Annotated in this window: 13 protein-coding genes and 1 pseudogene; 4 read left to right on the plus strand and 10 right to left on the minus strand. The window is 61.2% G+C overall.

Annotated features, from left to right (window positions below):
• Positions 1-8 precede the first annotated feature (8 nt).
• From GT756_RS05340 to GT756_RS05355, 4 genes are all read right to left on the minus strand, one after another.
• Positions 9-1,250 (minus strand): LVIVD repeat-containing protein, encoded by a 1,242-nt coding sequence (locus tag GT756_RS05340; RefSeq protein WP_017899065.1) that lies wholly within the window; start codon positions 1,248-1,250, stop codon positions 9-11.
• Between the two features lie 128 nt (positions 1,251-1,378).
• Entirely contained in the window at positions 1,379-2,443 is a 1,065-nt protein-coding gene (locus GT756_RS05345) for a sugar ABC transporter substrate-binding protein (protein WP_004885784.1), read from the minus strand.
• Positions 2,444-2,463: 20 nt separating this feature from the next.
• On the minus strand, positions 2,464-3,462 hold the full coding sequence (locus GT756_RS05350) for an ABC transporter permease (RefSeq protein WP_004885781.1): 999 nt from the start codon (positions 3,460-3,462) through the stop codon (positions 2,464-2,466).
• Positions 3,459-4,961 (minus strand): sugar ABC transporter ATP-binding protein, encoded by a 1,503-nt coding sequence (locus GT756_RS05355; protein WP_004885779.1) that lies wholly within the window; start codon positions 4,959-4,961, stop codon positions 3,459-3,461. Before GT756_RS05355 ends, GT756_RS05350 begins: the two co-directional genes overlap by 4 nt.
• A 163-nt stretch (positions 4,962-5,124) precedes the next feature.
• On the opposite strand from GT756_RS05355, the gene GT756_RS05360 reads away from it, so the two are divergent.
• The 4 genes and pseudogenes from GT756_RS05360 to GT756_RS05375 all read left to right on the plus strand — a co-directional run bounded on the left by GT756_RS05360 (position 5,125) and on the right by GT756_RS05375 (position 7,879).
• Positions 5,125-6,213, plus strand: a complete 1,089-nt coding sequence (locus tag GT756_RS05360) for an oxidoreductase (RefSeq protein ID WP_043521687.1) — start codon at positions 5,125-5,127, stop codon at positions 6,211-6,213.
• Between the two features lie 57 nt (positions 6,214-6,270).
• Positions 6,271-7,014: pseudogene (locus tag GT756_RS05365) on the plus strand (SDR family NAD(P)-dependent oxidoreductase).
• 183 nt (positions 7,015-7,197) lie between these two features.
• A complete protein-coding gene (locus GT756_RS05370; protein ID WP_080841219.1) occupies positions 7,198-7,500 on the plus strand; it encodes a type II toxin-antitoxin system RelE/ParE family toxin in 303 nt (100 codons plus the stop codon).
• Entirely contained in the window at positions 7,475-7,879 is a 405-nt protein-coding gene (locus GT756_RS05375) for a helix-turn-helix transcriptional regulator (protein WP_004885761.1), read from the plus strand. The genes GT756_RS05370 and GT756_RS05375 overlap by 26 nt, the downstream gene beginning before the upstream one ends.
• Here GT756_RS05375 and GT756_RS05380 read toward each other — a convergent pair.
• The 6 genes from GT756_RS05380 to entE all read right to left on the minus strand — a co-directional run bounded on the left by GT756_RS05380 (position 7,876) and on the right by entE (position 14,332).
• A complete protein-coding gene (locus tag GT756_RS05380; RefSeq protein WP_004885759.1) occupies positions 7,876-8,073 on the minus strand; it encodes a YbdD/YjiX family protein in 198 nt (65 codons plus the stop codon). The genes GT756_RS05375 and GT756_RS05380 overlap by 4 nt on opposite strands.
• A gap of 104 nt (positions 8,074-8,177) precedes the next feature.
• Entirely contained in the window at positions 8,178-10,283 is a 2,106-nt protein-coding gene (gene cstA / locus GT756_RS05385) for a pyruvate/proton symporter CstA (RefSeq protein ID WP_043521693.1), read from the minus strand.
• 407 nt (positions 10,284-10,690) lie between these two features.
• Positions 10,691-11,104, minus strand: coding sequence for a proofreading thioesterase EntH (gene entH / locus GT756_RS05390; protein ID WP_023319943.1), 414 nt, complete (start codon positions 11,102-11,104; stop codon positions 10,691-10,693).
• Positions 11,105-11,851 (minus strand): 2,3-dihydro-2,3-dihydroxybenzoate dehydrogenase EntA, encoded by a 747-nt coding sequence (entA, locus tag GT756_RS05395; protein ID WP_094333914.1) that lies wholly within the window; start codon positions 11,849-11,851, stop codon positions 11,105-11,107.
• An 8-nt stretch (positions 11,852-11,859) separates the two neighbouring features.
• Positions 11,860-12,711 carry an enterobactin biosynthesis bifunctional isochorismatase/aryl carrier protein EntB gene (entB, locus tag GT756_RS05400; RefSeq protein WP_017899057.1) on the minus strand — a complete coding sequence of 284 codons (852 nt, stop codon included), beginning with the start codon at positions 12,709-12,711 and terminating at the stop codon, positions 11,860-11,862.
• 13 nt (positions 12,712-12,724) lie between these two features.
• Positions 12,725-14,332: a (2,3-dihydroxybenzoyl)adenylate synthase EntE gene (gene entE / locus GT756_RS05405; RefSeq protein ID WP_153245276.1), complete on the minus strand. Its 1,608-nt coding sequence runs from the start codon at positions 14,330-14,332 to the stop codon at positions 12,725-12,727.
• Positions 14,333-14,337 lie beyond the last annotated feature (5 nt).

Genomic DNA, 14,337 nt, shown 5'->3' on the forward strand with positions numbered 1-14,337 from the left:
CCTTGCCCTCACCCCAGATACTCAATCACCGACAGCCCGCCGTTGTAATCGGTGCTGTAGATAATTCCCTGGGCATCGACAAACACATCGCAGGACTGAATTACCCGCGGGCGGCCGGGACGGGTATCCATCATTCTCTCAGGAGCAGCCGGCACCAGCGCCCCGGTCTCCACCGGGCGATAAGGATTAGAAATGTCGTACGCCCGCACGCCGGCATTCTGATACGTGGCGAAGATAAGCGTTGAGCTGACAAAGCTCCCCGGCCGGTTCTCATGCAGATTGTGCGGGCCAAAATGCGCCCCTTTCGCCACATAGTCGATTTCATCCGGCTGTGGGAAAGTCGAGATACTCACCGGGTTCGCCGGCTCGCGGATATCAAACAGCCAGATCAGCTTCTCGCCGTCCTCCTGGTTGTCGAGCACCGCTTCATCCAGCACCACCAGCAGATCGCGATCCGGCAGCGGCAGCGCGGTATGCGTTCCGCCGCCGAACGGCGGGCTCCAGTTGCGATGGCTAATCAGCGTCGGCTGGGTTCTGTCTTTGACGTCCAGCAGCGTCAGGCCGCCGTCGCGCCAGCTGCCGTAGGCGGTATCCCCGGCAATAATGGCGTGGTGCAGCGCATAGCGTTTGCCCTGCGGCCAGTCCGGTGTTTCGCCGCCTGCCTGGTGCATCCCCGGCAGCCACCAGCGCCCGGCAACCTGCGGTTTACGCGGATCGGCCAGATCGATGGTCAGGAAGATGTAGTCGGTAAAACCGTCGATCAGCGCGGACACATACGCCCAGCGGCCGCCGACGTACCAGATGCGGTGAATACCGATGCCGTTAAGCGACAGAAAGCCAATTTCACGCGGCTTATCCGGCGTGGAGATATCAAACACGCGCAGCCCGGCGCTCCAGCCTTTGTCCTGCACATCGCTGACTGTGTCACCCACCGATCGGGTGTAGTACACCTTCTCATCGGCAAAACGGGCGTCGGCAAACAGGTCCCGGGCGTTGATCACCAGCAGCAGATCGTCATGCGCCTGGAGGTGCACGTTCCAGGTGCCCGACGGCGCGGCAATATAGTTGACCGTAGTGGGCCGGGTCGGATCGCGAACATCGACCACGGAAAAACCCTGCGACACCATATGGCCGATATAGGCGAATCCGCGGTGCACCATCAGTTGCACGCCGTCCGGACGACCGCCCTGGTCGCTATGGCCAATCAGCCGCATATTGCGGCTGTATTCGGGGGAAGGTAATGCTGACATAGTGAATTCCTTACGCCCGGTGGCGCTACGCTTACCGGGCCTACGGGTGCAGTTGGTGTTCCCCCTCTCCCTGCGGGAGAGGGCCGGGGTGAGGGCACCAGACCGCCCCACCGCCACCCGGCTTCGTTTTATTTGTTTTTCGCTTCCAGCGTCGCGAACCACGGGGCGATAAAGTCTTCCGTCTGGCCCCAGCCCGGAATGATTTTCCCCAGCGAGGCCACGTTCACCGCCCCCGGCTGGGCCGCCAGCAGCGCCTGCGGGATCGCCGCCGCCTTGAAGTCGTAGGTGGCTGGCGTCGGCTCGCCGGCAATCTTATTAGCGATCAGCCGCACGTTGGTCGCGCCGATAAGCTTCGGATCCACCGCCACGCTCACTTTCCACGGGCTGCCAGCTTCGCGCATCAGCTGCAGATCCTGGTTGGAAATATCAATGCTGTAGAGTTTGATCTCGGTGCGGCCGTTCTCTTTCAGCGCTTTATAGGCCCCCTGGCTAAAGGCATCCCAGGTGCCCCAGATAGCGTCGATTTTCCCTTTCGGATACTTGGCGAGGATCGCCCCCACCTTGTTAGCGGTGTCGCCCTGCACATCGGATGAAACGGCGCCGATCGACTCCAGCTCTTTAATTCCCGGATTTTGCTTCAGCAGTGTCTGGTAAGCCGCCTGACGGCGCTCCATCGGCGGGAAGCCCGCCACCCACAGCTTGACGATGTTGGCCTTGCCGTTGAAGTCTTTCACCAGCTGGCCAAAGGAGAGCTCGGTCAGTGAGGCGTCATCCTGCTGGCTGACCGTCACTCCCGGGATCTCACCGCTCACCGCAGTATCGAACACCGCCACTTTGATCCCGGCGTCCACCGCCTTCTTCACCAGGGCCGTCGAATAGGGGTCACGCCCCTGGGAGAGAATAATGCCGTCATATTTCTGGCTGATCGCCTGGTTGACGAAGTCCTGGAACTTGGCGTCATCGCCGTTGCTCAGGAAGGTGCTGATTTTGAAACCGAGCTTTTTGCCTTCCTGCAGCGCCCCGGCGACAAACTGGGTGGTGTTATCGTCAGACCCCAGGTTGCGGATCACGGCAATGCGGATCGGGCCGTTGTGTTCGGCAATGGCCGCCGGCACCGGCGTCGGGGCGGTGGCCAGCGCCGCCGTCGACTGCAGCAGACCCAGCGTAATGAGAGAGAGTGCGATCTTTTTCATGCGGTTTACCCTGTAAAATGTTAAGTACGGCGCTGAAAATAGGTCAGTGCCAGCGCGCCAGCCAGTACCAGCCCTTTAATAATGTCCATCGCGTAATACGGCACCGAGAGCATCACCAGGCCGTTGGAGAGCACGCCGAGGATCACCGCCCCCACCAGCGTCCCCAGGGCGTTCGGTTTCCCGGAACCGGCCAGCGAAAAGCCGATCCAGGCCGCCGCCACCGCGTCCATCAGATAGCCGCCGCCGGCATTAACCTGCGAGGATCCGATGCGCGAGGCCAGCAGAATGCCGCCCAGCCCGGCCAGCAGCGAAGCAATCACATACGCCGCCACTTTATAACGCGTGATCCGCAGGCCGGAGAGCCTCGCCGCCTCCGGGTTGCCGCCGATGGCGTACATCCGCCGGCCGTGGGTGGTGAACGACAGCGCCAGCTGGGCGACCAGCGTTACCACCAGCATGATGATGACGATAGTCGGCACCTGGCCCAGCGCGCCAAACGCCGCCGGGATGGTGCCTTCCGCCATCTCGCCGCTCGGCAGCACCATGTTTTCGGTAATCGACCCGCCGTAGCTGTAGGTCATCGCCACCCCCTGAATCACAAACAGGCTGGCCAGGGTGGCGAGCATGTCGGGGATGCGCAGCACCACGATCAGAAAGGCGTTAAACAGCCCTACCAGAGTGCAGAGCACGAGGGTGATCAGGATTGCTTCGGTGGTCCCCAGGCCATGCCAGACGAACAGGGAGATCACCAGGGCGTTGGCCAGCGACGCCGTCGATCCGACGGACAGATCGAAGCCGCCGATGGTGAGGGAAATCGACACCCCAATGGCAATCACCGTCACGATGGCAATCGAGCGCAGAATGTTGATGATGTTGAACGGGTCAAGGAAATTGTCCGAGGCGAGGCCAAAGACCGCCACCAGTAGCACCACGGTCAGCAACATGCCCCACTTATAGAGAAAATCAAAAAATCGCTGACGGCCCGATACCGTCGCGTTCACTGCCAGGGCCTTGCTCACGCTGCCGCTCCTCCGGTTGAATAATAAAGCAGTGTCTCTTCCCGGGCTTCCGCGCCGGGGATCTCCGCCACGATCCGTCCGTCCCACAGTACGCAGATGCGGTCGCATAAACCGACCAGCTCGGCGAATTCACCCGAGGCATAAATCACCCCTTTGCCTTCCCGCGCCAGACCATCGATCAGCATGAACAGATCGGTTTTCGCTTTCACATCGACCCCTTTGGTCGGTTCGTCAAAAATCAAAACATTGGCATGACTGCGCAGCCATTTGCCAATGGCCACTTTCTGCTGATTGCCGCCGGAAAGACGGCGCAGCGTCTGACCGGGACCGGTGGCGCGCACGCCGAGGCGGGCAATCACCTCCTCCGCCCAGCGCCAGGCCTGCCGATGGCCGAACAGGCTCCAGCGCGAAAAGCTGTTATCGGCGCTGACCGCCAGGTTCATCGCGATCGGCTCTTCGATGAAAATGCCCTCTTTGCGCCGCTCCTCCGGGACCAGCGCCAGGCCGCGCCCTACCGAATCGGCCGGATCGCGCGGCCGCCACGGCTGGCCGTTCAGCTCGCCGCGCTGTACCCGGCTTTTGCTGGCGCCGAACAGCGCTTTGCACAGCTCAGTTTTGCCCGCGCCGGCCAGCCCAGCGATACCAAGAATTTCCCCCTTGCGCAGGCGCAGCGAGATATCCTGCAGCAGCGCCTCATCGTGCAGCCCTTCTACCTGCAGCAGCACTTCTTCACCGTGCGGCGGTCGCGGCGGCGGGAAGATATCGCTCAGCTCGTGGCCCAGCATCTTTTCGACAATCTGTTCCCCGCTCAGCGGCGCCATCGGGCCGCTCTCAATCAACCGCCCGTCACGCAGCACCGTCAGGGTGTCGCAGATCGCCTTCAGCTCGTGAATACGGTGCGAAATAAACACCACCCCGATCCCCTGCTGCTGCAGACGGCGCACCACCGCAAACAGGCGTTCGCTTTCATGCTGATCCAGCGGCGCGGTGGGTTCATCCAGAATCAAAAAGCGGCAATGGTGCGACAGGGCGCGGGCCAGCAGGATCTGCTGTTTTTCAGCAAGGGTGCAGCTATCAATAGAGCGCCTGACGTCCAGCGCCACGTCCAGCTGCGCCAGCGCCTCGCGCGCCAGCTGCCGAACCCGCGCCCAGCGGAAGGTCGTCCCCGGCTCAGCCAGCCTGTCCAGCATGATGTTTTCGGCAATGCTCAGGCCCGGCACCAGCGCCACGTCCACCTCCTGCTGCACCAGGTGGATCCCCAGCTGTTTGGCATCCCGCGGCGAACGAATGGTGACCGGCTGGTTGTTGATCGTCACCTCGCCTTCATAGTGGGCGTGGGTGCCGCACAACACGGCCATCAGCGTCGACTTACCCGCGCCGTTGGCGCCGGTCAGGGCATGCACCGACCCGCCATAAAGGGTGAAGGCCACCTTGTTCAGCGCCTGAAAGCCGGAGAAGGCCAGGCTAATGTTATGCATCTCAAGGCGATTCGCGCTCATCACTGCTCCCGTGCGGCAATTAATCTTCTGATTTAACGAATTTTTCATAGCCGCCGCTGGCTGACAACTGCGTAAAAAGCATAAGATACAACGAAATAATATTAGCCATCTGGATGTCCAGACATAACATCAGGTTAGCCCAACACCAATAAGGACAGCACCCATGAGCAACAGCGATATCCGCGTCGTGCCCGGCCCGGCCAACTATTACTCCCATTCTGGCAGCCTTGAGCGGCTGAGCGATTTTTTTAACGCCGACCAGTTGTCGCGGGCGGTGTGGGTCTATGGCGAGCGCGCCCTGGCCGGCGCCGAGCCTTTTCTGCCGGCGGCCTTCCACCTGCCGGAAGCGAAAAAGATCCGCTTTACCGGCCACTGCAGCGAACGCGACGTGGCGGGGCTGGTACAGGCCTCAGGTGACGATCGGGCGGTAGTGATTGGCGTCGGCGGCGGCGCGCTGCTCGACAGCGCGAAAGTGCTGGCCCGCCGCCTGGGGGTTCCGCTGGTGGCCATCCCGACCATCGCCGCCACCTGCGCGGCGTGGACGCCGCTGTCGGTGTGGTACAGCGACGCCGGACAGGCGCTGAATTTTGAGATGTTCGATGACGCGAATTTCCTGGTGCTGGTCGAGCCGCGCATCATTCTCAACGCCCCGGCGGAGTACCTGCTGGCGGGCATTGGCGACACCTTAGCCAAATGGTATGAGGCCGTGGTACTGGCCCCGCAGCCGGAGGCTCTGCCGCTCACCGTGCGGCTGGGGATTAACGGCGCGCTGGCGATCCGCGACGTGCTGCTGGACAGCAGCGAAACGGCGCTGGCGGACCAGCGCCGCGGCGAGCTGACCCAGGCGTTTCGCGATGTGGTGGATGCAGTTATCGCCGGCGGCGGGATGGTTGGCGGGCTGGGGGAACGCTACACCCGGGTCGCCGCCGCCCATGCGGTGCACAACGGGCTGACGGTGCTGCCGCAGACGGATAAATTCCTCCATGGCACCAAGGTGGCCTACGGCATTCTGGTGCAAAGCGCCCTGCTCGGTCAGGATGAGGTATTGGCGCAGCTGGTGCAGGCCTGGCAGCGCTTTAACCTGCCGGCGACGCTGGCGGCGCTGGAGGTTGATATCAATAACCGCGCAGAGCTTGACCGGGTCATTGCCCATACCCTGCGCCCGGGCGAGTCGATTCATTATTTACCGGTGACCTTAACCCCTGGGGTTCTGCGCGCGGCGTTTGAGAAGGTGGAATACTTCAGCCGTTAATCACCCCGACCGTCTATACCTAATGATGATGCTCACCACTCTCGCAACGAGGTCATCATGCAGATCGATTTAACAGGTAAGAAGGCGCTGGTTACCGGCGCCAGCCGTGGATTGGGGCGCGCTATCGCGCTGTCGCTGGCGCGCGCCGGCGCCGATGTGGTTATAACGTATGAAAAATCGGCCGATAAAGCCTAGGCGGTCGCCGAGGAAATAAAGGCGCTGGGTAGGCACGGTGAAGCGGTGCAGGCCGACAGCGCCAGCGCGCAGGCGATACAGGATGCTGTGACCCATGCGGCGCGGTCCCTCGGCGGGCTGGATATTCTGGTCAACAACGCCGGGATCGCGCGCGGCGGCCCGCTGGAGTCCATGACGCTGGCGGACATTGACGCGCTTATTAACGTCAATATTCGTGGGGTGGTTATCGCTATCCAGGAGGCGCTGGTGCATATGTCCGACGGCGGCCGCATCATCAACATCGGCAGCTGTCTGGCTAACCGCGTGGCGCAGCCGGGCATCGCGGTTTACTCAATGACCAAGTCCGCTCTCAACTCCCTGACCCGCGGCCTGGCGCGCGATTTAGGCCCCCGCGGTATCACCGTTAACCTCGTCCATCCCGGTCCGACCAACAGCGATATGAACCCGGAAGACGGCGAGCAGGCCGATGCTCAGCGTCAACTTATTGCGTTAGGCCACTACGGCCAGCCGGAAGACATCGCCGCGGCGGTCACCTTCCTCGCCAGCCCGGCCGCCGGGCAGATCTCCGGCACCGGTCTCGATGTGGACGGTGGTTTGAACGCCTGATCGCACATTTCCTGCAAGCCTCTGTCGTCCGGCAGAGGCCTTCCCGAGCACCCTCGACGGTTCCCGTTTTGCCGCTTTCTCCCGGTTTTTCTCCGCTCTACAGTAACCCATTAGAAATTCGGAATTTATCTAATAGTCTTATTATTTCCTTATATTCTGTGTGGGCGTACAGTGGAGGTACGGATGAAGATTGTCTGGTCAAAAATAGCAGAGAAGCAATTTTCTAAAATCGATACGCGATATCAGAACCGCATTAAATTCAGGCTGGAGAAGATGGATGATAAAACATCACCTGTCGCGGATATCAAGAAATTATCTTCTCCCGAAAACCACTACAGGTTGCGATTAGGTGATTACAGGGTCATTTACACCTTCGGAGACCCGCCGGGTGATACCTGTTACGTAGTGGCGGTAAAACGCCGGACAACCACCACCTACCTTCATGAGGAGCATACGGAATATGACTATTCAGTTCATAAAGGATGAAGAAGGAAAAAAACAGTATGTTGTCATTCCCTACGGTGAATATTTTCGCATGCGTTTAGCCATGCTTGAGTATGATGACGATGATGAAAACGACTGGGAAGACATCCCTTACGAATCAGATATCTACGATAACGTAGGTTTACCGGGTGAAGTGTGCGACATCATGCATAGCGAGAACGTCAGCCTGCAGGCCGCGTGGCGTATCCTGCGTGGGTTATCCCAGCAGGAGGTGGCCGACAAACTGGGCATCAGCCAGTCCGCCGTGTCACAGCTGGAAGCGCTGGACTCCCGGCCGCAGAAGCGCACCCGCGAAAAGCTGGCGGCGCTCTACGGCTGTAAGCAGGAGCAGATCAGCCTCTATCTGCCGAAAGAGGGTTAACAGCACTTTGCCCCGCCCTTGCCGCCGTAGCGAGCGTCCTGGCGTTCGCGGAAAAATTCTTCCCAGGTCATTGGCGTCTGATCCGGATGGTTGACGCGCATGTGCTCGACGTAGTTGTCGTAATCCGGCACGCCGATCATCATTTTGGCGGCCTGGCCCAGGTACTTACCTGCTTTGGAAAGGGTGTCAAACATAAGTCATTTCTCTTTTGTTTCCCTCACCCCGAGCCTCTGCCAAAGGGAGAGGGAGGATCAGAAAGACAGGCCGGGTAAGGCGAAGCCGCCACCCGGCACACAGGTTAATGCGCCCCTTTCGCCTGGGTCACCATCGCGTCCAGGTTTTCAGGCATTGGCTCATAGGGTGTCTCTTTCGCCGTCGGTTTATTCTCCTTCAGCGCCGCCAGCGCGGTTTTAATCGAGAACAGCGCCAGCACCACCACCACGATCATAAAGAAGATGGTCAGCCCGGCATCGAGACGGTTGTTAAACACCAGCTGCGCCAGCTGCGACTCGGTATACTGCGCCGGGATTTTGCCGCTGTCGATCATCGCCTGGAACTTGTTGGCAATCGCCAGGAAGCCCACTTTATTGTCCGGGCTGAAGGCTTTCTGCCAGCCGGCGGTGAGGGTACAGATCAGCAGCCAGGCCGTCGGCACCAGCGCCACCCACGCATAGCGCTGACGTTTCATCTTGAACAGCACCACTGCGCAGAGCATCAGCGCCATCCCCGCCAGCATCTGGTTGGCGATACCGAACAGCGGCCACAGGGTGTTAATACCGCCCAGCGGATCGACCACCCCCTGATGCAGGAAGTAGCCCCACGCCAGCACGCACAGCGCCGTCGCCAGCAGGTTAGCCGGTAACGAATCAGTACGCTTCAGGTTCGGGGAGATCACACCCAGCAGATCCTGCAGCATAAAGCGCGCCGCACGGGTGCCGGCATCCACCGCCGTCAGGATAAACAGCGCTTCAAACAGAATGGCAAAGTGGTACCAGAACGAGACGTCCATCAGCCCGCCCAGCGCGCCGTGGAGAATGTAGGCCATGCCCACCGCCAGCGTAGGCGCCCCGCCGGCGCGGGAGATGATGGACTGCTCGCCCACCTCATTAGCGATATGCGTCAACGTTTCCGGGGTAATCGCAAAGCCCCAACCGCTCACCACCTGCGCCGCCGACGCCACCACATCGGTGGTTCCCGCCGGCGCCAGCACCGCCATCGGGCTGTTCATCGCGAAGTAGACGCCCGGGTCAATGATACAGGCGGCGACCAGCGCCATAATCGCCACGAAGGATTCCATCAGCATGCCGCCGTAGCCGATAAAGCAGGCCTGATTTTCATTCGCCAGCATCTTCGGCGTGGTACCGGAGGCAATCAGGGCGTGGAAGCCCGACACCGCGCCGCAAGCGATAGTGATAAACAGGAACGGGAACAGGTTGCCAGTCCATACCGGGCCAGTACCGTCAATAAATTTGGTCAGCGCCGGCATGGTCAGGGTCGGACGCATAATCAGAATGCCGATCGCCAGACCGACGATAGTGCCGATTTTGAGGAAGGTGGAGAGGTAGTCGCGCGGGGCCAGCAGCAGCCAGACCGGCAGCACCGCGGCGACAAAGCCGTAGCCCACCAGCATCCAGGTGAGCTGGACGCCGGTAAAGTCAAAGAACGGCGCCCAGGTCGGGCTTTCCGCTACCCAGCCGCCGGAGATAATGGCGAACACCAGGAATATCAGGCCAATCACCGAGACTTCGCCAATGCGCCCCGGGCGCAGATAGCGAATATAGATCCCCATAAACAGCGCCAGCGGAATGGTAAAGGCCACGGTATAGGTTCCCCACGGGCTGTGGGTCAGCGCTTTGACCACGATCATCGCCAGCACCGCGAGGATGATCACCATGATCATAAAGGTCGCCACCAGGGCAATCACCCCGGCGGTCGCCCCCATCTCCTCTTTCACCAGTTCGCCCAGCGAACGGCCGTCGCGACGGGTGGAGACGAACAGCACCATAAAGTCCTGCACCGCCCCGGCCAGCACCACGCCGGCGAGGATCCAGATCATCCCCGGCAGATAGCCCATCTGCGCGGCAAGCACCGGGCCCACCAGCGGCCCCGCGCCGGCGATGGCGGCAAAATGGTGTCCGAACAGCACTTTTTTGTCAGTCGGGACATAGTCGAGGCCATCGTTATGCCGCACCGCGGGCGTCATGCGCGTCGAATCGACGCCGAGCACGGTTTTGGCGATATACAGGCCGTAAAAACGATACGCGATCAGATAAACGCAGACTGCCGCGACGACAATCCACAGCGCGTTGATCTGCTCACCCCGGTTTAAAGCAATGTAGCCGAGGGCAAAGGCTCCGATCACGGAGAGCAGTGCCCAGATAAGGTATTTCCCTGAATTATTCATTGTTGTGGTCCACCGGTAGGGTAATCAGGATGTTACATTTTGTTTCTAGATCACAACGCAGAATTTAACAACATCGAAACAGCGCAGATGCCGTCCACCCACAGAGATTTGTCTCACATTGCTAGCGAGATCACTTAAGGCTGGAAAATGAATGAAAGGATTATGCGGGTTGCCAGTCGATGACCGAATCGGTCCAGTTACGCCGTGATTTTGCCGGGTGGCGCTGCGCTGACCCGGCCTACAACGGCATCGATGCTGACTGAAACTGCCGGTGTTGGCGGTCTCAACATCGCTGAGACATTCCCGGAAGGCCGGGGCAGACCGTAGGCCCGCGCAAGCGCAGCGCCGCCGGGCGTCAAAACCGTAGCCCGGCTAAGCGTAGCGCGAGCCGGGGCAATAGCGGCTCCTTAGCCCAGCACCGCGGTGCCCAGACGACAGGTGCAGCAGCGCCGCCCCTTCTCGTCATACACCACAATCTCCCAGCTTTGGCTCTGCCGGCCAAGATGCAGCGGGCGGCACTCGCCGCGCACTTTCCCGCTGGAGACCGCCCGGTGATGGGTGGCGTTCAGCTCGGTGCCCACCACGCACTGCCCCTCTTCGGTCATCAGCCAGCCGGCCATCGACCCCAGCGTCTCCGCCAGCGCCGCTGAGGCCCCACCGTGCAGCAGGCCAAACGGCTGATGGGTGCGGGCATCCACCGGCATTTCCGCCTCCAGCAGCCCAGCTTCCAGCCGGGTGTAGACGATCCCTAGATGCGCCACCAGGGTGTTTTCGCTACTGGCGTTCAGCGCCGCCAGCGTGAGCGCTCGTTTCCAGGCCATTTACGCCCCCAGCGTCGAGCCGCCGTCTACCACGATATCCTGCAGGGTGATATGGCTGGCGTGAGAAGAGGCGAGGAACAAAATGGTATTGGCGACCTCCTGTGGGCGGGCAATCTTACCCAGCGGGATGCCGAGCTTAAACTGCTCGCCGAAACCGCGGATCCGCTGCTGCTCCGCATCGTCGCTGACCCACAGCGTGCGCTGCATATCGGTATCGGTAGAACCCGGCGACACCAGATTACAGCGCACCCCGCTGCCCGCCAGCTCAAGGCCGACGGTTAGCGCCAGGCTTTTCAGCGCCGCTTTCGAGGCGCCATAGGCGCTCATGCCGATACGCGGCGTATGCGCGGCATCGGAAGCGACGGTGACGATGGCCCCGCCCCGCTGGCGACGGAACTGGGCCATCGTCTGCTGAAACAGATTAAACGCCCCGCCGACGTTGACCGCGAAGGTCTGCCGCCAGTCTTCCGCGCTCAGCTGGTCGGTGGCGCCCATGCGCAGGATCCCGGCGGCGTTCACCAGCACGTCTAATCGCTCGGTGTTCGCCAACAGGCGGCTGCACACTTCGCGTACCCGGTCGGCATCGGCGACGTCCAGCGTTTCGGTGGCAAACGGGTAGCGTTCGCCGTCAAAGGCGAGGTCGAAACCGGTGACGTTGGCCCCGGCCTCCACAAAAGCCAGCGCGGTGGCATAGCCAATGCCTTTACCGGCACCAGTCACCCACACGGTCTGGCCGCGAAAATCCAGCGCCGCCATTATTGCACCTCGCGGGAAAGCAGCGCCCACCAGGCGTCGATGGTCGGGTTTTTCGCCAGCATCACGAAGTCGATATCGCCGTGCACTTTGCGCCAGCGGGCGGCGAGGGCCATCATCCGCACCGAATCCAGACCGTAGTCGATCAGGTTTTCATCATCCAGCGGTTCGTCGGATTCGTCGAGCAGCGGCAAGATCAGCGCGCGCAGCGCCGCTTTGCTGGCCGGCAGCGGCAACAGCTCTTCGGTCATCACCACGCGGCCGGAACGGCCGGCGACGTATTTCAGCGCCATCAGGTGCTCTTCGCGGCTGAAGTCCGCCAGCGCGTCGGCGACAAAGAACGGTTTGATATCGCGCATAAAGGCGTCGGTGGCGGTGGTCATGCAGCCGATATGGGCGTAAACGCCGGTGATGATCAGCTGGTCGCGGCCGCTCTCTTTCAGCATCTCTTCAAGCGGCGAGCGATGAAACGCGCTGTAGCGCCATTTCACCAGCACGGTGTCGTCTTCGTCCGGCGCCAGGGCGGCAATCACTTGCTGCTGCTCCGGCGAACGGGTCAGCCCCGGCCCCCACATATCATTCAGCAGGGCGCGGTCTTCATCGCTCTGCTCTTTCGGCTGGGCGGTGTAGTACACCGGAATGCCGTTCTGTTTGCAGAAGTCGCGCAGGGCGGCGATATTGGCCACCACTGTTTCCATCATCGCGCTGTTTTCGCCCCAGAAATTGAGAAAGTATTCCTGCATATCATGGATCAGCAGCGCGGCGCGGGAAGGTTCAAAGGCCCAGCTGACTTTGTTCGCCGGAATATCGCTGGCTTCCGGCAGCGCGTAAGCCTGTAATTTAGGGATTGCCATTTTCTGTTCTCCTTCAGCCCAGCTTGCCTTCGGCCAGCCACTGACGTAATTGTTTCTTATCGACTTTGCCCACCGGCGTCAGCGGCAGCGCGGCTACGCACTCCACGCGGTCCGGCAGTTTAAATTCAGCCACCCCCTGCTCGCGCAGGAAGCGGCGCACCGCGACGGCGCGCAGCGGCGAGGTCACCACGAGGTAAGCGCAGCTCTTCTCGCCCAGCAGATTGTCTTCAATGCTGACCAGCGCGGCGTGGATCACCGCCTCATGGCGCAGCAGCAGGTTTTCGATCTCTTCGGCGGCGATCTTCTCGCCGCCGCGGTTGATCTGATCTTTTTCCCGGCCCTGAACGGTGATATACCCGTCTTCATCGATCGAAATCAGATCGCCGGAGCAGTAGAAACCCTCGGCGTCGAAGGCTTCCGCGTTATACTGCGGGCTGTTGTAGTAGCCGCGGAAGGTGTAGGGCCCGCGGGTCATCAGGCGGCCCACTTCGCCGCGTGGCAGCGGGTTGCCCTCGGCATCTGCCACCCACACTTCATCGTCCGGGCACATCGGGCAGCCCTGGGTATGGATGATCCGCTCCGGGCTGTCGTTAAGGCGGGTGTAATTCACCAGCCCCTCCGCCATGCCGAACACCTGCTGCAGCTGGCAGCCGATTTCCGCCGGAATGCGCGCGGCGAGGGTCGCCGACAGGCGCGCGCCGCCGACCTGCAATAGCTGCAGCGATTGCAGTTGCGCGTTGCTGCCCCATTCGTGAATGGCCTGCAGCCACAGGCTGACCGCCGGCGGCACCAGCGAGGCAACGTTGATCTGATGTTGTTCAATCAGCGGGAAACAGAGGGTGGCGCTCGGGTCGGCGGCGAGGATCACCCGCCCGCCGGCGAGGAAAACGCCGAGCGAACCCGGGGAACTCATCGCATAGTTATGCGCCGCCGGCAGCGCGTTGAGGTAGCGCGTCTCAGCGTTGATCCCGCAGATCTCGTTGCTGCGGCGGATACTGTAGTCGTAATCGTTATGGGTGCGCGGGATCAGCTTCGGCGTCCCGGTGCTGCCGCCGGAGAGCTGGAAAAAGGCCACTTCGTCGGCAGGTGTTGGGTTGGCGATAAAGTTATCCGCCGGGCGGTTAATCTCCGTCGCCAGATCGCGCTCGCCGCCGTCGTTACGCAGCAGCGCCACGCGCAGGGAAGCATGTTCAGCAATAAACGCATGGAGGAAGCTATCGTCGGCAAACAGCGCGTGCTCGCGGTCGGCGATCAGCAGCGCCGGCTTAATCTGCGCGGCGTAGGCGTTAAGCTCGCTGCGCTGGTGGCTGAACAACGCGTTCACCGGCGCGACGCCGATGCGCAGCAGCGCGAAGAAGGTGATGTAAAACTCGGCGACGTTGCCCAGTTGCACCAGCGCGGTTTCTCCGCGCTTCAGTCCCTGACGCTGCAGAGAGCAGGCAAGGTTGTCCACCCGCTGGTTAAACTGGCGGTAGCTAATGTGTCGATCGCCATCGATAATCGCCACGGCGTCGTTTTCTGCGTGACGGGTGATCAGATTGGTTAACGGCAGATCCTGCCAGTAGCCTTTTTGACGATAGCGGGCCGCGAACTCATCCGGCCAACGGGTAAATGCAATCATCCTTG

The organism is Klebsiella sp. Q2 (assembly GCF_009900705.1).
GTDB classification, from domain to species: Bacteria; Pseudomonadota; Gammaproteobacteria; order Enterobacterales; family Enterobacteriaceae; genus Klebsiella; species Klebsiella quasipneumoniae.